Genomic DNA, 22,043 nt, shown 5'->3' on the forward strand with positions numbered 1-22,043 from the left:
CCGCTTAGGGTCGACGTAACGGAAAGCGCTTTCCCCTCCGACAGCTCTCCGCGAGGACCCCGCATGCCAAGCCCCGCCCGCCAGGGATCCCGCCTGCGTGCCGCCGTCGTCGGCACCGGCGCGATCGTCACCGGCAGCCACCTGCCCGCCCTCACCTCCCTGCGCGACCGCGTCGAACTCGTCGCCGCCGTCGACGTGGACCAGAGCCGCCTCGACGGATTCCGCGCCCAGGCCGCGGAGGCCGGGTTCGCGGACGTCTCCGTGCACACCGACCTGACCGCGATGCTCGAAGAGGCGCGGCCCGATCTCGTTCTCATCGGCACCCCGCCGGTGTTCCACCGCGAACAGACCGTCGCGGCCCTCAAGTCCGGCGCCTGGGTGCTGTGCGAGAAGCCGCTCACCCTCTCCCTCGCCGAGTACGACGAGATCGCCGCCGCCGAGGAAGCCAGTGGCGCCTACGCGTCCGTCGTCTTCCAGCACCGCTACGGCTCGGGCGCGGTGCACGCCCGCTCGCTGCTGACCGGGGGCGCGCTCGGCCGCCCGCTCGTCGCCCACTGTCAGACGACCTGGTACCGCGACGCCGCCTATTACGAAGTTCCGTGGCGCGGTAAGTGGGCCAGTGAGGGCGGCGGCCCCGTCATGGGCCACGGCATCCACCAGTACGACCTGATGCTGCATCTGCTCGGTGAGTGGACCGAGATCCGGGCGATGGCGGCCCGGCTGGTGCACGACACGGAGAGCGAGGACGTGTCGACCGCGCTCGTCCGCTTCAAGGACGGCGCCCTCGGTACGGTCGTCAACTCCGTGCTCTCGCCCGACGAGACGAGCCGCATCCGCATCGACTGCGAGAAGGCCACCGTCGAGCTGACCCACCTGTACGGACACGGCAACGACGACTGGCGCTACACCCCGGCCCCCGGCAGCCAGCAGCCGCCCGCGCCCACCGCCGACGTACCCAGTTCACACACCGCGCAGCTGACCGCGCTGCTCGACGCGTACGACGCCGGCGCCCGCCCGCCCGGCAGCGGACAGAGCGCCCGCAGCACGCTGGAGTTCGCCGCCGCGCTGTACAAGTCGGCGTTCACCGGTGCCACGGTCGCGGCCGGTGAGATCGGTCCCGGCGACCCGTTCTACGCCGCGATGCACGGCGGCCACCCGGATTGGAGCCCGAAGCAGTGAGTTCCGCAGCAGTGAGCAGCGACATCGGGAACAGCCTTCAGGTCGACCACCTCCTCGGCGACCGCGTCGTGGTGCGCTCCGCGGCCACCGGCGCCGACCTCTTCTCCTACGTCTACAAGCCGGACCCGGACGCCTTCGAGGCCCGCAAGCCGTACGTGCATCCGCTGCGCACCCTGTCCGGCAACCTGGTCTCGGGCTACCGGCCCAATGACCACCGCTGGCACAAGGGCCTGCAGATGACGGCCAGTCACCTCTCGGGGCAGAACTTCTGGGGCGGCAACTGCTATGTCCACGGCGAGGGTTACCTCCCCCTGCACGACCGGATCGGCTCGATGCGGCACGACGGCTTCGACGCCGTCGAGGCCGGTGGCGACGAGCTGAGCCTCACCGAGCGCCTGTCCTGGATCGAGAACGGCGGCGACGAGTGGGCCCGCGAGCGGCGCGGCGTGCGGGTGCACTCCGTGGATCCGGAGTCCGGTTCGTACGCCGTCGACTGGTCGATCGAGCTGACGAACACCCGCGCCGACGGCGAGGCCCTGCGCTTCGGCTCGCCGACCACGGCGGGGCGCGAGATGGCCGGCTACACGGGTCTTCAGTGGCGCGGGCCGCGCGACTTCACGGGCGGCAAGGTCTTCGGGCCCCGAGGGGACGCCTCCGACAGCGAGTTGATGGGGACGCAGGGCCCGTGGCTGGCGTTCACCGGGGAGCACGACGACGTCGACGCGCACTCCACGCTGGTGTTCGAGCACGCCCCGGAGAATGCCGGGGCGATCCACGCCTCGCACTGGTTCGTGCGCTCGGAGCCGATTCCGACGGTCGCGTTCTCCTGGGCGTTCTTCGAGGAGTTCGCGTTGCCGCCGGGCGAGACGTTCCGCTATCGGTACCGGATCGTGGTCGCGGACGGCGCCTGGGACGAGGAGCGGGTGGCCGGCCGCCTGAAGGAGCTGGCGTGGTGAGCCTCGACCGGCCGCTGCCCGGCGGGATCGGCCTCTCGCACATCTCCGCGTACGACTGGCAGGCGGCGGACGGCGTCTGTGGCGGCAGCCCGCATCTGCACCTGGTGTGCACGGAGGCGTACGTCGTGACGGGCGGGCGCGGCGCGGTGCAGACGCTGAGCCCGGACGGCTACCGCGACACACCCCTGGAGGCGGGTTCGCTCGCGTGGTTCGAGCCGGGCACGGTGCACCGCATGGTGCAGGGCGAGGATCTGCGGATCACGGTCCTGATGCAGAACAGTGGGCTTCCGGAGGCGGGCGACGCGGTGTTCACGTTCCCGCCGGAGTATCTGGCCGACCCGGACAAGTACGCGGCCGCGGCCGCACTTCCCGGCCCGGCGGGCCCCGAGGCGGAGGCGGCCGCGCGCCGTCGTCGGGACCTCGCGGTCGAGGGGTATCTGCCGCTGCGCGAAGCCCTCTCCGCGGGCGACGCGGAACCGCTCCGCACCTTCCAGCGGGCGGCCGCCGCCCTGGTCCGCCCGCGCGTCGCGGCCTGGCGCGAGCTGTGGCGCACCGGCGCCCTGGCCACGGCCGAGCGCACGGGCGCCCAACTCGACGCCCTGGAAAAGGGCGACGCCGACGGCTACCTGGCCGCGTCGACCACCCACACCGCGACGCCCACCCGCCACGGCGGCCTGGGCATGTGCGGCCGCCGCGAGGAGTACGGCATCGAGGGAGCGACGGTGCCGCGCTGACCGTGCAGGCACCTACCTCAGCGCGCGGACAGGCTTGAGTGCGGCCCGCTCCCCAGCCGCCCCTCCAGCTGGAGCAGCAACTCCCCCAGCAGGCCGCTGAGTTGTGCGTCCTTCCCCTCGCCGAGGCCCGAAAGGACCGCCCCCTCGTACGCGAGTTGGCTCGGCAGGATCTCGTCGACGAGGGCCCGGCCCTCGTCGGTCAGGCTCAGATGGGAGACGCGGCGGTCGCGGGTGTCGCCGCGGCGGGAGACGAGGCCGCGTTCCTGGAGCTGCTTGAGGCGCTTGGTGACGGCGGCGCCGGAGGCGAAGGTCTCGCGGGCGAGGTCGCCGGGGGTGAGTTCGCGGCCGGTCCTGCGCAACGTGCCGAGCAGGTCGAACTCGGCCCTGGTCAGGCCCGCGTGCCGCAGCGGCGCGTCCTCGGCCTGCTGGAGCAGTGCGGCGCACCGGTTGATGCGCCCGATGATCTCCATGGGGCCGGTGTCGATGTCGGGGCGTACGGCCTGCCACTGCCGTACGACCGACGACACGATGTCGAGCGGCGCCGTTGCCGCCGCGCCTTGCTGCGTACTCATGCCTGCCTGACCGGACCTTCCTCATGGGCCGAACGCTGTGCGTCCGCCACTATCCGCTACTGCTGGGTGCCCGCACCACTCGGGGAGGCGGCGACGCCCGTCCGGGCCGCCTGCCGGCGCACCGTGGCCGCGAGCGTACGGTGCCCGGACTGCTCGGTGGCGAGCACCCGTTCCTCGGGCAGGGCGCGCTGCCACCACTCGCCGGCCGCGGCGTCGGCGGCGGCGCGCAGTTCGACGAGGGCGGCGGCGAGGCCGCGGCGGGCCGTCTCCAGCGCGGCGTGGCCGGGGGCGGGCAGCGCGAGGGTGCGCTCGGCGGCCTCGCGGGCGGTGTCGCTGGTGGTGAGTGCCTGCTCGATGCCGTCGGTGGCGCGCCGGTTGGTGACGGCGATGGCCGCGACGATGCCGAGTACGGCACCGACGAGGGTTTCGACGATGCGGTCGCCGATCAGCTCACCGGGCTCCTGGTAGCGGGCGAACTCGGTGACCAGGAGCGCCATCGGCGTCACGCACAGGCTGCCGAGCCAGTAGTTGCGGGCCATGAACGCCTCGGCGCCGAAGGCGCAGGCGAGGCAGAGCACGACGAGGGCGAGCAGGCTGGCATGGGCGAGCGGGACGACCGCGGCGAATACGAGCACGCCCCCGACGTTGCCGACGACGCGCTGTACGCCACGCTTCCAGGACAGCGTGAGGTTGGCCTGGTAGATCGAGGCGGCGGTGACCAGGGCCCAGTAGGGGCGGCCGAAACCGAGGGCGAGCGAACCGTATCCGGCGAGGGCGCAGCCGATGAACGTACGCAGGACGATGGGCAGCAGCGGCGAGCCGGGGCCGATCCGCCGCCACAACGAGGGCTTGCCGCCCGCGAGCTCGGCCTCGATGCCGAGGAGCTCGTCGTCCATCCCGGCGATCCGGGCGGGCCGCGGCACCGAGCCCCCGCCTCGCAGACCGCCCGCCCAGGCGCGCAGCCGGTCCGCGTCGGTGTCGCCGGGGGCGGCGATGGCGACCTCGGCGCGCAGCACGAGCCGCTCCAGGGCGCGCCGCGCCTCGGTGCGCGCCCCGGTGGCGAGCAGCGACTGCCACGCGGCGTGCACGGCCGCGGCCGCGGCGCCACGTGCGGGCGCGTGCTCGGGCCGCTCGACGTACGCGGCGGCGGCGTTCAGCGCGCGGGCGGTGGCGCGGCGCTCGGGCCCGTGGGGGCGGACGAGGGCGGGGGCCATGCCCACGATCCAGGAGACGGCTCCGGCGGCCAGCGTCAGCGCGAGATGCCCGGGCACCTGCCCGATGATCTGCGGCGCGAACAGCATCGCGGAGCTGATGAACGTGAAGATGAGGTTGCCGGGGGGTCCGATCCGGGTGGCGTCGCACAGCCCCTTCTGCGCGGCGGCGAGCAGCGCGCCGACGGCGACGAGGACGGCCGCGGACGAGGTGAGCGAGGCGGAGACCATGGCGACGACGATGCTCGCGACCATCCCGGCGACCACCCACGCGAGGGCACGCGCGCGTGCCGCGTACGGGAGGTTGTGCCCGTACAGGGCGCACAGGCTGCCCGCCATCGTGTACATGGCGAGGTCAAGGCGGCCCAGGGCGAGCAGTGTCACGTTCGGTATCGCGGTGGCGACGACCACGCTGGTCGCGGGCTTGAACCAGACGTCCGACGGCTTGTTGAGGCGCAGCACTCCGGCGAGCGGGAGGCGATGGACGGCGGGGGTGCGAAGTGACGGGGGTGTGCTGCTCATAAGAAAACCTTAGCAGGTATTTTACCCGTAAACGATGTCGAGTGTTCAGATGCACATTTCTCGCGCGCGACCATCCGTGCTCCTCTGCGCCGCCATACGCCCCTGCGCGCCTGGGCATCTCCCTGACGGACACCGACGACGAGACGGACACGATGGGGGACCCGGTGCACGGACCGCTCTCGGCCGCCTGGCTGCTGGTCGCACTGTGCGCGGCGACCGGCGCGTACTGCCTGCTGCGCCTGCGCAGCGACGTCGAGGAGCAGCGCCGCACGGCCGGCGGCGAGGCCCTGATGGGATTCGGGATGGCGCTGATGGCGGTCCCGGCGGCGGTGCTCACGCCCCCGCACTGGGCGTGGCTGCTGTACGCGGCCGTGTTCGGGGCCGCCGCGCTGCACGCCCTGTGGACCTCCCGGACGGGCACCCATCACCTGCATCACCTGGTGGGCACGTTCGCCATGGCGTACATGGCGGTGGCGATGGCCGTCCGCCCCGCGGCCCACGCGCACCACGGCGGGGCCGGCGCCCCGGTCCTCACGGGCGCCCTCCTCCTCTACTTCACGGTCTACGTCCTGTGGTCGGGCGCCCGCCTCGTTCCGGCCACGACGGCCACGACGGCAACCGGCCCGGCGGTAGCCACCGGCGGCTGGGGCGACCGCCCGGAACTGGCGCGTGCGTGCCGGCTTTCGATGGGGATCGGGATGCTGGCGATGCTGCTCACGATGTAGCGGGCCGATGCCGCTGACATGTAGCGGGCCGATCAACGAAACCGTGGCGTGCGTCACTTGACGCGCCAGGTCATACCCGTGGGTAGCGCTCGCCTCATAAGGTGACGGACATGACGGTCCCCGTAGCACTGTTGCTACTCGGCGCCCTTGCCGCCCTGGTCGCGCCGAGGTTGCTCGCGCGCGCGGACTGGACGGAGCGGGAGCCGATCGTCGCGCTGTGGGCGTGGCAGTGCGTGGTGGCGGGTGTGTTGCTGTGCTGCGCCCTGTCGATGACGTTGAGCGCGGCGGCCGCCTGGGGCGCCGTGCGCGGGCATGTGTTCGCGGCGGCGCCGCACGGGGTCGTGGACGCGTACGCGCTGCGCGCCGCGGGGCCGTGGGCGGCGACCGTCGCCGTGACGCTCGCCCTGGGCGGGGCGTGGACGGCGGCGATGCTGGTGCGCGAGGTGCGCAACGCACGGGCGCGGCGGCGCGCCAGGCGGGCCGAACTCCTGGAGCGCGCACCGCTGTTGCCCGGCGAGGAGCCGGGCCCCGATCGCCTCGTCATCCTGGAGGGCAAGCGCCCGGACGCCTGGTGGATGTCGGGGTCGACGCCCCAATTGATCATCACCACGGCCGCGTTGCAGCGCCTGAAGGGCCGCCAACTGGACGCGGTGCTCGCGCACGAGACGGGTCACGCGCGGTGGCGGCACGACTGGCTGCTGCACTGTTCGGGCGCGCTGGCCTCCGGCTTTCCGCAGGTGCCGGTCTTCGCCTCGTTCCGGAACGAGATGCACCGACTGGTCGAGCTGGCGGCGGACGACGTCGCGTCGCGCCGCTTCGGCCGCATGAGCATCGCGCTCGCGCTGGTCGAACTCAATGAGGACCGGGGAGTGTTCGGCCCCTGCCCGACGCCGCACGCGCAGGTCCCGCAGCGCGTGCACCGGCTGCTCGCGCCGCCCTCGCGCCTGACGCCTGCGCACCGGCTGCGCCTCACGGCGGCCGCGGCGCTGGTCCCGCTGGTTCCCCTCCTGGTCACCTTCGTCCCCGCCCTGCGAGCACTGGGGTAGCACCACGCCGCACCGCCCACCGGGATGGCACGCGCGGCGCCCGATGAGCGAGGATCGTCCCCATGCACCCGGTACGGCTCGACTCCCCGCCCCGACGCCCCCGCCCCGTCCTCGCGCTCACCACCGCCGCACTGGCCCTGCCCTCCGCCCTCCTGCTCGTCCTTGTGGCGTTCCGGTGGGGCCCGCTCATGGACCTCGACCGGGACGTCGCCGGCTCGCTGCACGGACGGGCCCTCGCCGATCCCGGTGTCACGCACGTCAACCGCGTCCTCACCGACTGGGTATGGGACCCCTGGACGATGCGGCTCCTGTGCGCGGTGATCGTGCTGGTCCTCGTATGGCGCCTGCGGGACTGGCTGCTCGCGGGCTGGGTGGCGGCCACCTGCCTGGTCGGCACGCTGCTGCAACAGGGCCTGAAGGCGGCCGTCGACCGGCCGCGCCCCGTGTGGCGCGAGCCGGTGGACTCGGCGCACTATGCCGCGTTCCCCTCCGGGCACGCGATGACGGCGACCGTGGTGTGCGCGCTCGTCCTGTGGCTGCTGCGGCGGTACGGGGCCGGGCGCACGCTGTGGCGCACCGCGCTCGCGCTCGCCGTGGTGTCGGTGCTCGGCGTCGGCCTCACCCGGCTGTGGCTGGGGGTGCACTGGCCGTCGGACGTGCTGGCCGGCTGGCTGCTCGGGGCGCTGACGGTGGTCGTGTCCACGGCGGCGTACGGGAAGTGGGTCGCTCCCAACGCCCGCGCTTGACCTGTGCGTTCGGCACGTCGGAGGATCGACGGCATGACGATCAAAGCCGTGCTGTTCGACTTCTCCGGGACGCTCTTCCGGATCGAGTCCACTGAATCCTGGCTGCGCGCCGTACTCGACGAGAGCGAACTCGTGCTGCCGGACGAGGAGTTCACGCGGGCGGCCGAGGGCCTGGAGGCGGCGGGGGCGCTGCCCGGCGGCAGCACGCATCAGGTGAACGTCCCCGAACACCTCGCCGAGCTCGTCGCCGTACGCGACGTCGACGCTACGCGGCACCGCGCCGCGTACACGGGCCTGGCCCGCGAGGTCCCGCTGCCCGACGAGCGGCTCTACGACGCCCTGTACGACCGGCACATGACGCCCGCCGCCTGGCAGCCCTACCCGGACGCCCGTGAGGTGCTCGCCGGTCTGCGCGAGCGCGGTGTCCCGGTGGCCGTGGTCAGCAACATCGGCTGGGACCCGCGCCCCGTCTTCGTCGGACACGACCTCGACCAGTACGTCGACGCTTACGTCCTGTCGTACCGGCACGGCGTGACGAAGCCGGATCCGCGGCTGTTCGCCGCTGCCTGCGAGGAGTTGGGCGTGGCGCCCGGTGACGCGCTGATGGTGGGCGACGACCGGCACGCGGACGGCGGGGCCGCGGAGCTGGGCTGTGCGGTGCACTTCGTGGACCATCTGCCGGCCGAGACCCGGCCGGACGGGTTGCGACCGGTGCTCGGCCTGATCTGAACCGGCTTCACGTGAAGCGGCGACACCTGAAGCGCCGACACCTGACGACCCCGCACGTGACGCGGCTGCATTTGGACGATCCCCCGCGTCGCCCAAATGCAGCCGGCCCTCCCGCGCACACCACACCCAACAGGCCGGTGGCCGGGAAGCGCTGAGTATAGTTGGCTCCTAGCCAGTCAACGCAGGAGTCAAGAATGTCCCCCCGCAGCGCATCGGTCAATGAGGAGTTGCGCCGACGTTCCCGCGAACGGCTCCTGCAGGCGACGTTGGAGCTCGTCGGGGAGCGCGGGTACGAGGCGACGACGCTCGGCGACATCGCGGACCGCGCCCGTTCGGCGCGCGGTCTGGTCTCGTACTACTTCCCGGGCAAGCGGCAGTTGCTGCAGTCCGCCGTGCACCGGCTGATGCACCGGACGCTCGAGGAGACCCTGGAGCGCGAGCCCAGGACGGAGAGCGGGGACGAGCGGCTGGCCCGCGCGATCGACGCGATCCTCGGCCTCGTCCGCGACCAACCCGTCCTCATGCGCACGCACATGGCGGGGATCCTGCAGGCCGAGGGCTTTGTGCAGTGCCCGGAGCAGCAGCGGCTCGCGGCGCTGCTGCGCGACACCGTCGTACGGCACGGGACGCTCGATGTCGACACGGGCTATCCGATGCTGCGCGCCGTGCTGATGGGCGCCGTGTTCTCGATGCTGGTGCCCGGGGTGCCGATGCGGCTCGCCCCGATGCGCGCCGAGCTGTTCCGCCGCTACGAACTGGAGTGGCAGTGGGGTTTCCCGCCGGACGACGAGGATGACGCGTCGTCCGACGGGAGCCCCGCCCACGGCAGACCGGCCGATTTCTCGCGCTACTTCGAGCCGCTGTCACCGGCCGTCAACGGTGAGCGGACCGGTCAGCCGAAGTAGTCCGGCTGGGTCTGGACGTTGAGCTCGCCCAGCCGGATCTTGGCGGCCGGGTCGGTCCTGGCGTCCTTGATCTTCAGGACGTCGAAGCCCTTCGCGATGTCGTTCGAGTAGACGTACCCGTTGTAGTAGTACGCCGACCAGGAGCCGCCCGTCGTCATCTTGTCCGTGGTGAGCGGGCCGCGCTCGAAGTAGCCGATCTCCTTGGGCTTCGCGGAGTCGGTGAAGTCCCAGACGGAGACGCCGCCCTGGTACCAGGCCTGCACCATGAGGTCCTTGCCCTTGACCGGGATCAGCGAGCCGTTGTGCGCGACACAGTTCTCGGTGTCGGCCTGGTGGCGCGGGATCTTGAAGTAGCTCTTGAAGACGAGCTTGCGCTTGTCGCCCTTGCCGGTGATGTCGTAGATGCCGTCGGCGCCGCGGTCCGGGCCGATCTCCGCGTTGCAGGTGGCCGCGCCACCGCCGCCCAGCTCGTCGGTGAAGACGACCTTGTTGGCCTTCTGGTTGAAGGTCGCCGAGTGCCAGAACGCGAAGTTGACGTTGTCCTGGACCTGGTCGATGACCTTCGGGTTCGCCGGGTCCTTGATGGAGAACAGGATGCCGTCGCCCATGCAGGCGCCCGCCGCGAGGTCCTTGGAGGGCAGGACCGTGATGTCGTGGCAGCCGGTGGTCTTGGAGACGCCCGGGTTGGTGGGCGCGCCGGGGTTGCCGCCGCCGTCCTCGCCCTCACCGGGGAAGAGGACCGGGAAGTTCACCACGGCAGCCTTCTGCGGCGCCTTGCGGGGCACCTTGATGACCGAGATGCCGTCGTGCGGCGGCTGGCAGTCCGGGAACGTCGCGCTCGGCGAGTACGAGGAGACGTACACGTAGACGTTCTTCTTCTCGGGCACCAGGGTGTGCGTGTGCGAGCCGCACGAGGTCTCGACGGCGGAGACGTACTTCGGGTTCGCCTTGTCGCTGATGTCGAAGACCTTCATGCCCTCCCAGGACGACTTCTCGGTCGCCGGCTGGGTGGTGGAGGCGCAGGAGTCGTCGCTGCGGGAGCTGTCCGTGGAGAGGAACAGCAGGTTCCCGGAGACGGAGACGTCGTTCTGGGAGCCGGGACACAGCACCTGGGCGACCGTCTTCGGCGCCTTCGGGTTGCTGATGTCGAAGACGCGGAACCCGTCGTAGTTCCCGGCGAAGGCGTACTTGCCCTGGAAGGCGAGGTCCGAGTTGGTGCCGGGCAGCGCGTCCTTGGGGATGTTGGTGACGTGCTGGATGTTGTCGGAGTGGACGATCTCGTCCTGGCCGGGTATGTCGCCGGCGGATATCGCCTTCTCGACCTCGGTCTCGGTGCTCTTTGAAACGCTCTTGGGAGCCGACGACTTGTCGCCCGGGTCGGGCGTCGCCGAGACGGGGCCCGCGGCGAGCAGCGCCGCGAGGAGTCCGGCCGCCGCGGTGGCAACTCCCAGGCGTCTGCGCCGTGTTCGGGGGGAGTACAGGGTCACTGTTGTCTCCTTGAGTGACGGTGACTTCGCTCGTACGTGAACGATTCACGGATCTCCCCGAGTATCGTCTTCCTCATGCACAGATCAATAGGTGGCAACGCAATCGTCATGAAAGTTGCTGCCGCCGCGCTGGCGGCGGTGTCGGCGCTGGCATTGACCGGATGCGACTCGGGGGGCTCGGACGAGGCCGGTGGGTCCAACTCCCGCCCGTCCGACGGACCTTCGGTCATCGCGCCGGGCAAACCGGGCGACGCGGCCGAGACCTTGTCGGCCAAGGACGCGAAACAGCGCGGGTCGGACGACACCCCGAACTCCGCCGACGTGACCTACGCGCAGATGATGATCCCGCACCACGAGCAGGCCCTGAAGATGACCCGACTGGCCCCGAAACAGGCCGAGTCGGAGCAGGTCAAGGGGCTCGCCGAGCGGATCACCGCCGCGCAGGGGCCGGAGATCGAGACGATGCGCGGCTGGTTGCAGAAGTACGGTCGCGACACCGCACCCGAGGGCCACCACGCGCACGACGCGATGCCGGGGATGGCGACGGAGGCACAGCTGAAGAAGTTGAAGGCGGCCAGCGGCAAGGCGTTCGACGAGCTGTTCCTGAAGCTGATGATCACGCATCACCAGGGGGCCGTGACGATGGCCACGGAGGTCAAGAGCGGCGGGAACAACGTGCAGGTCGAAGAGATGGCCGACGATGTGATCGCGCAGCAGACCAGCGAGATCGAGCGGATGCGCGACATGTCCTGAGCGCCGCCGCGCCCTCTCCCCCACCGGGCCTCCCGGTGTCATGCTGAGACACATCAGCACCCCGGCGGAGGGAGCCTCCCGTGCCGCACATCGCCGTCGTCGGCTCGGGTCCGAGCGGGGTCTACACCGCGCAGGGCCTCGTGGGGCAGGATCGCGTTCCGGACATCCGCGTCGATGTGCTCGACCGGCTCCCCTGCCCGTACGGGCTCGTGCGCTACGGCGTCGCACCGGACCACGAGAAGATCAAGTCGTTGCAGAACAATCTGCGCGCGGTCCTGGAGGACGAGCGGGTCCGCTTCCTCGGCGGCGTGGAGATCGGCCGGGCCCTGCCGCCCGCGAAGCTCCTGGAGCTGTACGACGCGGTGGTGTACTGCGTGGGCGCGGCGGCCGACCGGCGGCTCGGGTTGCCGGGCGAGGACCTGCCGGGCAGTTGGTCGGCGACCGACTTCGTGGCCTGGTACAGCGCCCACCCGGACGCGGTCGACGGCGGCTTCGTACGGGGCGTGCACACGGCCGTCGCCATCGGCGTGGGCAATGTGTCGGTGGACGTGACCCGGATGCTGGCCCGCGGCGCCGCCGAACTCCTGCCCACGGACATGCCGGGCGCCGCGCTCGACACACTCGCCGCGAGCGAGGTCCGGGACGTGCACATGGTGGGTCGGCGCGGCCCCTCGCAGGCCCGTTTCACCACGAAGGAACTGCGCGAGCTGGGCGGCCTTCCGGACACGCAAGTACGGGTCGATGAGCGCGAGTTGACGCTCGACCCGGCGTACGACGACCCCTCCGCGCTGCCCGCCGCTCAGCGGCGCAACGTGGAGGTGCTGCGCAGCTGGGCCGCCGAGCCACCACGGCGTACGCGGCGCCGGATCCATCTGCGCTTCTACCTGCGGCCTACCGAGGTGCTCGCGGGCGGCGACGGCCGGGTGGCCGGGGTGCGCTTCGAGCGGACGCGGCCCGACGGACACGGGGGCGTGACCGGCACGGGTGACTTCGAGGAGATCGGGGCGGAGCTGGTGCTGCGGTCGGTGGGCTATCGCGGAGTGCCGCTGGAGGGCCTGCCGTTCGACGAGAGGAGCGGCACCGTGCCGCATGCGGCGGGGCGGGTGCTGCGGGACGCGCGGGTGACGCCGGGCGAGTACGTCGCCGGGTGGATCAAGCGCGGCCCGACCGGCGTGATCGGCACCAACCGCCCCTGCGCCAAGGAGACGGTCACCTCACTCCTGGACGACGCCGCCGCGCTCGCGGACCCCGCCCTCGTAGGCACCACGCGGGATCCGCTGAGCGGGCTGATCGCGGCCGGGGCGCGGCCCGTGCGGTGGGACGGGTGGCGGGCGATCGAGCGGGCCGAGGCGGAGTTGGGGCGGGGGCTCGGGCGGGGCTCGGTGAAGATCCCGGACTGGGACGGCCTGTTGGGCGCGGCGCGGGGTTCGTAGGCAACGCCAGCCAGCCCCGTTCAGCGCCCGCCGGTCCCGTTCAGCGCCCATCGGCCTCGTTTCAGCGCCCGTCGAGCCGGCCCTCCTGCCGGGCGGCCGCGTCGAGGACGGCGTCGAGGAGGCCGGGGAAGAGTGTGTCCAGGTCGGCCCGGCGCAGGCCGTTGAGCTTGGCGGTCCCCCGGTAGACCTGCTCGATCACTCCGGCCTCGCGCAGCACACGGAAGTGGTGCGTGGTGGTCGACTTGCTGACGGGCAGGTCGAAGGCCGAACAGGACAGCTCGGCCTCCGCCGAGGCCGCCATCTCCCGGACGACGGCGAGCCGCATCGGGTCGGACAGCGCGTGCAGCACCGCTTCGAGCCGGATGTCCGTGCGGTCGGGGTGCGCGAGCGTGCGGCCGCCGGCGGCGGTCCCGATGTGCGGTGCTGCGGTCGTCATGGACGACTCCCCTTTTGCGGCGCGGGTGGCTGGATGCGTGCGGTGCGTCACGGCCATTGTACGAGAATCATCGTAGTTTGACATCTGCCGTACTACGGCGGCTATCGTACTAACGAGGTCCTCGCCGCCATCCGCGAGGCAATTCCGCGATCCACACCGAATGGAGTCCGCCGTGAGCGCACTGTTCGAGCCCTACACCCTGCGGTCCGTGACCATCCCCAACCGTGTGTGGATGCCGCCGATGTGCCAGTACAGCGCGGCTCCCGAGGGTCCGCTCACCGGTGCGCCGAACGACTGGCACTTCCAGCACTACGGGGCGCGCGCCGCGGGCGGCACCGGCCTGATCATCGTCGAGGCGACGGCCGTCTCCCCCGAGGGCCGGATCTCCCCGCAGGACCTCGGGATCTGGAACGACGCGCAGGTCGAGGCGTTCCGCCGGATCACATCGTTCCTGAAGACGCAGAACACGGTGCCGGGCATCCAGCTCGGTCATGCCGGCCGCAAGGCGTCGACCGATCAGCCCTGGAAGGGTGGCGCGCCGGTGGGGCCGGACGCGTACGGCTGGGAGGCCGTCGCCCCGAGTGCGGTTGCCTTCGACGAGCAGCACCCGGTCCCGGCCGAGCTGACCGTGGACGGCATCAAGGAGATCGTCCAGCAGTTCGTCGACGCCGCCCGCCGCTCCCTTGACGCCGGTTTCCAGGTCATCGAGCTGCACGGCGCGCACGGCTACCTCATCGGCGAGTTCCTCTCCCCGCACTCCAACAAGCGCACCGACGAGTACGGCGGCTCCTACGAGAACCGCACCCGGTTCGCCCTCGAGGTCGTGGACGCGGTCCGCGAGGTGTGGCCCGAGGAGCTGCCGCTGCTCTTCCGTATCTCCGCGACCGACTGGCTGGACGGCGAGGAGGGCTGGACGGGCGACGACACCGTCCGGTTCGCCGCCGAGCTGAAGACCCACGGCGTGGACCTGATCGACGTATCGACCGGTGGCAACGCGGCGGGCGTCCGCATCCCGCTCGGCCCCGGCTACCAGGTTCCCTTCGCGGCCCGCGTCCGTAACGAGGCCGGGGTCCCGGCCGCAGCGGTCGGCCTCATCACCGAGGTCGAGCAGGCCGAGAAGATCCTCGCCAACGGTGAGGCCGACGCGGTCCTCCTCGGCCGCGAGCTCCTCCGCGACCCGTCCTTCGCCCGCCACGCGGCGCGCGAGCTGGGCGCGCAGAGCCACGTGCCGGACCAGTACCACCGCTCGGTCTGAGCGGACGGCCGTACGCCCCCGTGGTCCGCCGACCACGGGGGCGTACGCGTGACCTCGGGCACGCGGCTCACCGCGCCCGGTCGGCCCCGCCCACATGTTCCGTCGGTCCACCGAAGGGGAGGACCAGGGTCCGGCTCGCCATCAGCCAGCGGCCGTCCAGCCTGCGGAAGGTGTCCTCGTAGTGGCCGATGTTCGCGGGTGGCCGGGCAGGGACGATCGTGTCGCCGGTGCAGCCGTCGACCCGGTAGGTGGCGAAGTATGTGGTGGCGGTTGCGGTGTCCGGCGTGTCGACGGTGACCAGGATGTTCGTGCACATCCGCCGGGAGAGGCGGTCGGCCGGGCGGCCGTCGAAGTAGGCGCGAAGGGCCTGTCGGCCCTCGATCCTCCGGTTGTCGTAGGGCCATGCCCAGACGCCGTCGGGGGTGAAGAGCTCGCAGACCGTGCCCGGGTCCCCGAGGTCGAGGCGGCGCACGAGTTCCAGGATCAGTCGCTCGCAGGAGCGTTCCGCCAGGAGGCGTTCCAGTGGGCCGAGTTCGTCCGTCGGGTTCTCCTCGATCATCCGCCAGTCCTATCAACTGGGCCCGTGCGCCTGCGAGTTCTTTGCGAAACGGCGACGCGTCGCGTCGTCCGCCGGCAGGAACGTCTCCAGGTGCAGCCCCTCCAGGGCGGCGTCGGCGGGCGTGGTGAGCTGCACGGAGGTACTGAAGAAGCGCAGTGGTCCGGCGCCCGGCACGTCGAGTTCGAGGGTGAGGACGGGGCTGCCGGTGGGAGCGGTGCGGGGCACGGAGGCGAGGTGCCGCGCCGTCTCCTCGGCCAGCGCGAAGTGGCGTGGGTCATGGGTGCGTTCGGCGCGGTGGACCAGCTGGTGGTGCAGGTGGGAGGCCCACTGGGTGAAGTTGCGGATCCGCGGGGCGAGGCCCTCCTCGTGCACGCACAGCCGGATGACGTTGATCGGGGGTTCGAGGAGCCGGGGCGCACACCCTTCGAGCAGCGTGGCCACACCCTCGTTGGCGTCGACGACGTCCCAGTAGGTGTCCAACAACAGTGCCGGGTACGGCATATGGGCGTCGAGGAGCCCCCGCAGTCCGTCCATGACGACCGATAGCGAGGCGTCCGCCAGGTCCCGGTCCCGGTAGTGCGGCGCGTAGCCGCCCGCGAGGAGCAGCTGGTTGCGGGCGCGCAGCGGGACGTCGAGATGGTCGGCCAGGTGGAGGATCATCTCGGGCGTCGGGTGCGCCCTGCCGGTCTCCACGCGGCTGAGGTGCCGGGTGGAGACGGCGGAGCGGTTGGACAGCTCCTGCTGGCTGAAGCGGCGCCGTTCCCGCCAACCGCGCAGCAGCGGGCCGACGGTGCGGTCGGCCGCCGGGGCGGTGGAGTCCACGAGGGTGCTCATGGCGGGCAGCGTAACCGCGGTCCGGCGTACTCCTCATGACCTCACAGGTCATGGAGGTCCTGCCGCGGCCCGCCCACAGTGGTGACACCGAGACACACCGACACACCCCGATCCACCGGAGGTTCCACCATGACCGCACACCACGCCGCCGACGCCTACCTCGCCACCTGGAACGCCCAGGGCGAGCAGCGCACGAAGCTCATCGCCGAGCACTGGGCGTCCGACGCCACGTACACCGACCCGCTGGCCGAGGTGGCGGGGCACGCCGCGCTCGACGCCCTGATCGACGGGGTGCACCAGCAGTTCCCCGGCTGCGTGTTCACGCCGGTCGGTGAAGTGGACGCACACCACAGGCAGTTGAGGTTCCAGTGGGGCCTCGGCCCCGAGGGTACCGAGCCGCTGGCGATCGGATTCGACGTCCTGGTCCTGGACGACGAGGGCCGGATCCAGGACGTCAGGGGCTTCCTCGACAAGGTGCCGACGGCCTGATCCGACCGCCCGACCCTACGACTCCGCGTCCGCGGTCCGCCCGTCCCCCGGGTTCACGACGCGCGCGAGGAACGAACGGGTGCGCTCGTGGCGGGGGTTGGCAAGCACCTCGTCCGGGCGGCCCTCCTCGACGACCACGCCGTCGTCCATGAACACGACGCGGTCCGCGACCTCGCGGGCGAAGCCCATCTCGTGGGTGACGACCAGCATCGTCATGCCCTCGTCGGCGAGCGAGCGCATCACGCCGAGCACGTCGCCCACGAGCTCCGGGTCGAGCGCGCTGGTCGGCTCGTCGAACAGCATCAGCTCGGGCCCCATCGACAGGGCGCGGGCGATGGCCACACGCTGCTGCTGGCCGCCGGAGAGCTGGGACGGGAAGGCGGTCTCCTTGTCGGCGAGGCCGACGCGTTCGAGGTTCGCGCGCCCCGTCCGCTCCGCGTCGGCCCGGTCGCGTCCGAGGACCCGGCGCTGCGCGATGGTGAGGTTCTCCAGGACGTTCAGGTGCGGAAAGAGGTTGAACTGCTGGAAGACCATGCCGATCCGGCGGCGTACGCGGTCGATGTCGAGGTCCGAGTCGGTGAGGTCGGCGCCCGCCACCACCACCCGCCCGGACGTGGGCTCTTCCAGCAGGTTGGTGCAGCGCAGCAGCGTGGACTTGCCGGAGCCGGAGGGGCCGATGACGCAGACCACCTCGCCCTGCGCGACGGTGAAGTCGACCCCGCGCAGCACCTCCAGGTCGCCGAAGGACTTGTGCAGTCCCTGGATCTCGATGGCCGCGGTCGTCATGTCGGTGTCCTCGTCCCGGTGCCCACTGGTGGTTTCCTTCGTCATGCCGGCCTCACCTGGCCTTCGCGTGCCGCGCTTCGAGGCGGCGTACGAGATAGCCGAGCGGGATGGTGACCAGCAGGTAGCACAGGCCCGCGACGAAGATGGGGGTGCTGTTGGCGGACTCGCCCGCCAGGTCGCGGCCGAACTTGGTGAGGTCACGGGTCTCCAGGGAGACACCGAGGAACAGGACCAGCGAGGAGTCCTTGAACAGCAGCACCAGTTCGTTGGTGAGCGGCGGCACGATGACGCGGAATGCCTGCGGGATGATGATCGAGCGCATGGCCAGGGAGCGCGACATGCCCAGCGTGCGGGCGGCCTCCATCTGACCGCGCGGCACCGCCTGGATGCCGGCCCTGATCGTCTCCGCCATGTACGCGGCCGCAACCAGGCCGAGCGCGACGGCCACCTGCCCGTACACCCCGCCGGGCAGCGCCGTGCCGGGGAAGGCGAGCGGCACGCCGACGCCGATGAAGATGAAGATGAGCAGGGCGGGCAGCCCGCGGAAGAACTCGATGTAGATCGAGGCGAGCCAGCGGTAGGGGGCCACGGACGAGAGTCGCATCAGGGCGATGACCAGGCCGAGGATCAGACCGACACCGAAGCCGGAGAGGGTGTAGATCACCGTGTTGACCAGTGCGGTGGTGATCAGGTCCGGGAACATCTGCCGGGCGACGGTCGGGTCGAGGAACTGGCGCTGCAGCTGCCCCCAGTCGGCGAGCGACGCGACGAGCAGCACCGCGGCCACGAGGACCGCGTACTGGACGCCCTGGGTGACCTTGCGCCGACGACGCGGCGACATGCGCGGCCGGTCCGCGGTCGCACGCTCCGAACTTCCGTCCGCGTGCGGTGTCTTCACGGTGCTCACTTCGAGGTCACGTCCTTCGGCATCGGGCCGATCCACTTCTCGTACAACTTCTTGTACGTCCCGTCCTTCTTTGCTTGCGCGATCGTGTCGCTGATCGCGGCGCGCAGCTTGGGGTTGCCGTTCTTCTTCACGGCGAAGCCGTACTGCTCGCCGGTGGGGATGGCGCCGACCACCTTGAATTTGGCCGCGTCGTCGGCGTTGGTCTTGAGCCAGTTCCGGGCGACCGGGTAGTCCTGGATCAGCAGGTCGACCTGGCCGGTGCGCAGCCCGTTCAGCTCGGCGTCGGAGCTCTCGAAGGACACCGAGTCGATGCCCTTGTCGTGCGCCAGGGACTCGCCGGTGGTCGCGGCCTGCGAGCCGAGCGTCCACTTCCCGTGCTGGACGTCCTCGATCGTCTTCGCGTCGACGCCCTTGCGGGCGAGCAGCGCCTGCTCACCGTCGAAGTAGGGGTCGGCGAAGTCGAGGTTCTGCTTGCGCTCGTCGGTGATCGTCATGCCGGCGGCGGCGACGTCGCACAGGCCCGCGTTGAGGTCGGCGCCGGTCTTGATCGTCTCGAAGGACTTGTCGATGACGTCCTGTTTCAGCCCGAGCCGCTTCGCCACGAGGTCCATCAGGGAGACGTCGAAGCCGACGACCTTGCCGTCCTTCTCGAACTGGAACGGCGCGAACGGCAGATGCGTACAGGTCGTGAGCCGGCCCTTGTGGACCAGCTTCACCCCGTCCGCGGTGGTCGTGGCCTCGGCGCCCTTGCTGCACGAGGTGGTCACGGCCACGAGGCCGGCCGCGACCGCGAGCGCGGCGCAGCGGTGGAACAGTCGTGTGGATGAACTCACGGGCTTCCCTGGGACAAGGCGTGGGGGGGGGCGGTGCGCGACACGGAGACCCGTCAGCACGGCCCCGAGTGCGGACCTGCGCTGACCTCGGGGAACACCGCGACTGGGCCACTTTGATGCATATTCACGCTCAGGTCAACATTTTTATGCGGGTTCGTTCACGGCGACAACGGCCGGAGTTAATTTGCCTTTCAAATGCAACATTAATAACCTGCGCCCATGCGGTTGACGCGATTCACGGATCTCGCCCTGCGCGTACTGATGCGCCTCGCGGTCGAGGAGGGCGAACTGCCCACCACCCGCGCGGTCGCGGGCGCCATGGAGGTGCCGTACACGCACACCGCGAAGGCCGTCGCCAAGCTCCAGCGGATGGGGCTCGTGGAGGCGCGGCGCGGCCGGGGCGGCGGGCTCGCGCTCACCGGGGCCGGCCGGTCGGCCTCCATCGGCGCACTCGTGCGCGAACTCGAGGGGCCGGGGGACGTCGTGGACTGCGAGGGGACGACGCCCTGCCCCCTGCGTTCGGCCTGCCGCCTGCGGCAAGCACTCCGCGAGGCCCAGGAGGCGTTCTTCGCGACGCTCGACCCGCTCAGCCTCAACGACCTCGTCAAGGCGCCCACCGGCCCGTTGTTGGTGGCCCTTTCGCCGCCTACCGGGGCGGGCTGAGCAGCCCAGCACCCCCGTCTTCCGGGCGTCGGTGCACGTCCACCCGGCAACCACCCCCCGCCTTTAAATACGCATCTGAGATTCAGATTAAGGAGTCCTGTCGATGCTCACCGACCAGTCGGCCGCCGTCGTCCGCACCACCCTCCCCGCTGTGGGCGCCGCCATCGAGGACATCACCGGCCTCTTCTACGAGAAGCTGTTCGCGGCCCACCCCGCGCTGCTGCACGACCTGTTCAACCGCGGCAACCAGGCGGCCGGCACGCAGCGCCAGGCGCTCGCCGGTTCGATCGCCGCGTTCGCCGGGTACCTCGTCGACCACCCGGACGACCGGCCCGACGCGATGCTGGCCCGCATCGCGCACAAGCACGCCTCCCTGGGCGTACGCGCCGAGCAGTACCCGGTCGTGCACCAGCACCTCTTCGAGGCCATCGCCGAGGTGCTCGGCGACGCGGTCACCGACGAGGTCGCGGCGGCCTGGGACGAGGTGTACTGGCTGATGGCGAACGCCCTCGTCGCGATCGAGCAGCGGCTCTACGCGGAGCGGGGCGTGGTCGACGGTGACGTCTGGCGGGAGTGGGAGGTGGCGTCCCGCGCCGAGGAGACACCCGACGTCGCGTCCTTCCTGCTGCGGCCGGCGGACGGCGCCGCCGCACCGGCGTTCAGGGCGGGGCAGTACGTGTCCGTGCAGGTCGAACTCCCGGACGGGGCGCGGCAGATACGCCAGTACAGCCTGACCGGCGCGCCCGCCGCCGCGGGGCGTTCCATCGCGGTGAAGCGGGTCGACGGCGGCGGTGCGGGTCCTGATGGCGAGGTGTCGAACCATCTGCACCGCCATGTGCGGGAGGGCGATCGGCTGCGGGTCTCCGCGCCGTACGGGGACCTCGTGCTGGCCGTCGACGAGGCGCCGCTGCTGCTCGTCTCCGCCGGGATCGGGTGTACGCCGATCCTCGCGATGCTGGAGGATCTGGTGGCTGCCCGACATGCGGGGCCGGTCACCGTCGTGCATGCCGACCGTTCTCCCGGGACGCATGCGTCGCGTGCGGAGCATGCGGCGCTCGCCGCGAAGCTCTCCGAGGGTGCGGCCCACTTCTGGTATGAGGAGGGGGCTCCGGCCGGTGGGAACACGGGGTTCGCGGATCTTACGGAGGTGGCCGTGGGAGCCGGCACGCGAGCGTACCTGTGTGGGCCGTTGCCCTTTATGCGGGCGATGCGAGGACAGTTGCTGGGCAAGGGGGTGGCGGCGGCCGACCTCCACTACGAGGTGTTCGGGCCGGATTTGTGGCTCGCCGCGACGGCGTGATGCCGGGGCTCTGCCCCGGACCCCGCTGCCTCTCGTCCGACAGCGGGGCTTGATCGACCGGTGCGAACTCTTCTGGCAGGGTGGGCCGCTGGGCGATCCGTTCAGCCTGCACCCAACCCGCTCAGCCTGCACCCAACCCGCCGAGGAGTCCTCGCGATGAGCCGTCGTACGTCCAGACAACGTGTCGTCACCCTGTCCGCCCTGGTGTGTCTGCTGGGTCTGACCGCCGCCGCGCCGGCCGCTCCCACGGCGGTGCACCAGAGCGGCAAGAAGGCGAGCCTGCTCGATTCGGTGCCCAAGTCCGTTGTGCTGCGCGTGTGTACGACCGGGGACTACAAGCCGTTCACGTACAAGGACCCGAAGGACGGTTCGTACAGCGGCATCGACATCGACATGGCGAAGGAACTGGCCAAGAGTCTCGACGCGAAGGCCACGTGGGTGGACACCACGTGGGCCGACCTGTCGGGCGACCTGGCCGCCGGGAAGTGCGACGTCGCCGTCGGCGGTGTCTCGATCACGCTGCCGCGCGCCCGCCAGGTGTACTTCAGCGAGCCGACCCGCGAGGACGGCAAGACGCCGATCGTGCGCTGCGCCGACAAGGACAAGTACCAGACGCTCAAGGACATCGACCAGGCGGGAACGACGGTCGTCGTCAACCCCGGTGGCACCAATGAGCAGTTCGCCCGCGCGAACATCAAGCAGGCCACCATCAAGGTCCACCCGGACAACCGCACGATCTTCGACGAGATCGTGGCGGGCCGGGCGGACGTGATGATGACGGACGCGAGCGAGACGCTCTACCAGTCCAAGCTCCACCCCGAGCTGTGCTCGATCCACCCCGACAAGCCGTTCTCGTTCGCCGAGAAGGCCTACGCGACGCCGCGCGGCGACCGCGACTTCCATGAGTACGTCGACCAGTTCGTGCATCTGGCGACGCATGACGGCACGTACAAGAAGTACGAGTCGGAGTGGCTGAGTTGATG

At 71.1% G+C, this 22,043-nt stretch carries 24 protein-coding genes; 15 read left to right on the plus strand and 9 right to left on the minus strand.

Annotated features, from left to right (window positions below; translation table 11 throughout):
• Nucleotides 1-63 precede the first annotated feature (63 nt).
• The 3 genes from ABT004_RS01195 to ABT004_RS01205 are packed head-to-tail and all read left to right on the plus strand — an operon-like array spanning nucleotide 64 to nucleotide 2,869.
• A complete protein-coding gene (locus ABT004_RS01195; protein WP_351330575.1) occupies nucleotides 64-1,179 on the plus strand; it encodes a Gfo/Idh/MocA family protein in 1,116 nt (371 codons plus the stop codon).
• Entirely contained in the window at nucleotides 1,176-2,135 is a 960-nt protein-coding gene (locus ABT004_RS01200) for a DUF6807 domain-containing protein (protein WP_351330576.1), read from the plus strand. The genes ABT004_RS01195 and ABT004_RS01200 overlap by 4 nt, the downstream gene beginning before the upstream one ends.
• Entirely contained in the window at nucleotides 2,129-2,869 is a 741-nt protein-coding gene (locus tag ABT004_RS01205; protein WP_351330577.1) for a cupin domain-containing protein, read from the plus strand. The genes ABT004_RS01200 and ABT004_RS01205 overlap by 7 nt, the downstream gene beginning before the upstream one ends.
• Before the next feature lie 17 nt (nucleotides 2,870-2,886).
• Here the strand turns inward: ABT004_RS01205 and ABT004_RS01210 are convergent, their stop codons facing one another.
• Nucleotides 2,887-3,441, minus strand: coding sequence for a MarR family winged helix-turn-helix transcriptional regulator (locus ABT004_RS01210; protein WP_351330579.1), 555 nt, complete (start codon nucleotides 3,439-3,441; stop codon nucleotides 2,887-2,889).
• Between the two features lie 56 nt (nucleotides 3,442-3,497).
• Nucleotides 3,498-5,174, minus strand: a complete 1,677-nt coding sequence (locus ABT004_RS01215; protein ID WP_351330581.1) for an FUSC family protein — start codon at nucleotides 5,172-5,174, stop codon at nucleotides 3,498-3,500.
• Nucleotides 5,175-5,338: 164 nt separating this feature from the next.
• Between ABT004_RS01215 and ABT004_RS01220 the strand changes: the two genes are divergently transcribed.
• The 5 genes from ABT004_RS01220 (at nucleotide 5,339) to ABT004_RS01240 (ending at nucleotide 9,325) form a co-directional block, all read left to right on the plus strand.
• Entirely contained in the window at nucleotides 5,339-5,899 is a 561-nt protein-coding gene (locus tag ABT004_RS01220; protein ID WP_351330583.1) for a DUF5134 domain-containing protein, read from the plus strand.
• Nucleotides 5,900-6,009: 110 nt separating this feature from the next.
• Nucleotides 6,010-6,945, plus strand: coding sequence for a M56 family metallopeptidase (locus ABT004_RS01225; protein ID WP_351330584.1), 936 nt, complete (start codon nucleotides 6,010-6,012; stop codon nucleotides 6,943-6,945).
• Nucleotides 6,946-7,007: 62 nt separating this feature from the next.
• The gene (locus ABT004_RS01230) at nucleotides 7,008-7,691 is read left to right on the plus strand and encodes a phosphatase PAP2 family protein (RefSeq protein WP_351330585.1); all 684 of its coding nucleotides are present in this window, start codon (nucleotides 7,008-7,010) and stop codon (nucleotides 7,689-7,691) included.
• A gap of 33 nt (nucleotides 7,692-7,724) precedes the next feature.
• The gene (locus tag ABT004_RS01235; protein ID WP_351330586.1) at nucleotides 7,725-8,420 is read left to right on the plus strand and encodes an HAD family hydrolase; all 696 of its coding nucleotides are present in this window, start codon (nucleotides 7,725-7,727) and stop codon (nucleotides 8,418-8,420) included.
• A gap of 194 nt (nucleotides 8,421-8,614) precedes the next feature.
• Nucleotides 8,615-9,325 (plus strand): TetR/AcrR family transcriptional regulator, encoded by a 711-nt coding sequence (locus ABT004_RS01240; RefSeq protein WP_351330588.1) that lies wholly within the window; start codon nucleotides 8,615-8,617, stop codon nucleotides 9,323-9,325.
• Here the strand turns inward: ABT004_RS01240 and ABT004_RS01245 are convergent.
• Entirely contained in the window at nucleotides 9,313-10,812 is a 1,500-nt protein-coding gene (locus tag ABT004_RS01245; protein WP_351330590.1) for an LVIVD repeat-containing protein, read from the minus strand. The genes ABT004_RS01240 and ABT004_RS01245 overlap by 13 nt on opposite strands.
• A 75-nt stretch (nucleotides 10,813-10,887) precedes the next feature.
• Here ABT004_RS01245 and ABT004_RS01250 point away from each other — a divergent pair, with 75 nt between their 5' ends.
• Nucleotides 10,888-11,565: a DUF305 domain-containing protein gene (locus ABT004_RS01250; protein WP_351330592.1), complete on the plus strand. Its 678-nt coding sequence runs from the start codon at nucleotides 10,888-10,890 to the stop codon at nucleotides 11,563-11,565.
• A gap of 80 nt (nucleotides 11,566-11,645) precedes the next feature.
• Complete coding sequence (locus ABT004_RS01255; RefSeq protein WP_351330594.1) at nucleotides 11,646-12,998, plus strand: ferredoxin--NADP reductase domain-containing protein; 1,353 nt, start codon at nucleotides 11,646-11,648, stop codon at nucleotides 12,996-12,998.
• 61 nt (nucleotides 12,999-13,059) lie between these two features.
• On the opposite strand, the gene ABT004_RS01260 is transcribed toward ABT004_RS01255, so the two are convergent.
• Nucleotides 13,060-13,434 (minus strand): ArsR/SmtB family transcription factor, encoded by a 375-nt coding sequence (locus tag ABT004_RS01260; RefSeq protein WP_351330595.1) that lies wholly within the window; start codon nucleotides 13,432-13,434, stop codon nucleotides 13,060-13,062.
• A 172-nt stretch (nucleotides 13,435-13,606) separates the two neighbouring features.
• Here ABT004_RS01260 and ABT004_RS01265 point away from each other — a divergent pair, with 172 nt between their 5' ends.
• The gene (locus tag ABT004_RS01265; protein ID WP_351330597.1) at nucleotides 13,607-14,689 is read left to right on the plus strand and encodes an NADH:flavin oxidoreductase/NADH oxidase; all 1,083 of its coding nucleotides are present in this window, start codon (nucleotides 13,607-13,609) and stop codon (nucleotides 14,687-14,689) included.
• A gap of 67 nt (nucleotides 14,690-14,756) precedes the next feature.
• Here ABT004_RS01265 and ABT004_RS01270 read toward each other — a convergent pair whose 3' ends face one another.
• Together ABT004_RS01270 and ABT004_RS01275 are read right to left on the minus strand one after the other, a co-directional pair.
• Nucleotides 14,757-15,248, minus strand: coding sequence for a nuclear transport factor 2 family protein (locus ABT004_RS01270; protein ID WP_351330598.1), 492 nt, complete (start codon nucleotides 15,246-15,248; stop codon nucleotides 14,757-14,759).
• A 12-nt stretch (nucleotides 15,249-15,260) separates the two neighbouring features.
• Nucleotides 15,261-16,082 (minus strand): helix-turn-helix domain-containing protein, encoded by an 822-nt coding sequence (locus tag ABT004_RS01275; protein WP_351330600.1) that lies wholly within the window; start codon nucleotides 16,080-16,082, stop codon nucleotides 15,261-15,263.
• Nucleotides 16,083-16,211: 129 nt separating this feature from the next.
• On the opposite strand from ABT004_RS01275, the gene ABT004_RS01280 reads away from it, so the two are divergent.
• Entirely contained in the window at nucleotides 16,212-16,571 is a 360-nt protein-coding gene (locus ABT004_RS01280) for a nuclear transport factor 2 family protein (protein WP_351330602.1), read from the plus strand.
• 15 nt (nucleotides 16,572-16,586) lie between these two features.
• Here ABT004_RS01280 and ABT004_RS01285 read toward each other — a convergent pair whose 3' ends face one another.
• From ABT004_RS01285 to ABT004_RS01295, 3 genes are all read right to left on the minus strand, one after another.
• Entirely contained in the window at nucleotides 16,587-17,402 is an 816-nt protein-coding gene (locus ABT004_RS01285; protein WP_351330604.1) for an amino acid ABC transporter ATP-binding protein, read from the minus strand.
• A gap of 7 nt (nucleotides 17,403-17,409) precedes the next feature.
• A complete protein-coding gene (locus tag ABT004_RS01290) occupies nucleotides 17,410-18,198 on the minus strand; it encodes an amino acid ABC transporter permease (RefSeq protein WP_351330652.1) in 789 nt (262 codons plus the stop codon).
• Between the two features lie 62 nt (nucleotides 18,199-18,260).
• The gene (locus tag ABT004_RS01295) at nucleotides 18,261-19,097 is read right to left on the minus strand and encodes an ABC transporter substrate-binding protein (protein ID WP_351330605.1); all 837 of its coding nucleotides are present in this window, start codon (nucleotides 19,095-19,097) and stop codon (nucleotides 18,261-18,263) included.
• Between the two features lie 219 nt (nucleotides 19,098-19,316).
• Here ABT004_RS01295 and ABT004_RS01300 point away from each other — a divergent pair, with 219 nt between their 5' ends.
• The 3 genes from ABT004_RS01300 to ABT004_RS01310 all read left to right on the plus strand — a co-directional run bounded on the left by ABT004_RS01300 (nucleotide 19,317) and on the right by ABT004_RS01310 (nucleotide 22,041).
• Nucleotides 19,317-19,760: an RrF2 family transcriptional regulator gene (locus ABT004_RS01300; RefSeq protein ID WP_351330606.1), complete on the plus strand. Its 444-nt coding sequence runs from the start codon at nucleotides 19,317-19,319 to the stop codon at nucleotides 19,758-19,760.
• 103 nt (nucleotides 19,761-19,863) lie between these two features.
• Entirely contained in the window at nucleotides 19,864-21,060 is a 1,197-nt protein-coding gene (locus tag ABT004_RS01305) for a globin domain-containing protein (protein WP_351330608.1), read from the plus strand.
• Between the two features lie 156 nt (nucleotides 21,061-21,216).
• Entirely contained in the window at nucleotides 21,217-22,041 is an 825-nt protein-coding gene (locus ABT004_RS01310) for a transporter substrate-binding domain-containing protein (RefSeq protein ID WP_351330609.1), read from the plus strand.
• Nucleotides 22,042-22,043: the final 2 nt, after the last annotated feature.

Origin of the sequence: Streptomyces sp. NPDC002790 (genome assembly GCF_040295505.1) — a bacterium.
Lineage (GTDB): Bacteria > Actinomycetota > Actinomycetes > Streptomycetales > Streptomycetaceae > Streptomyces.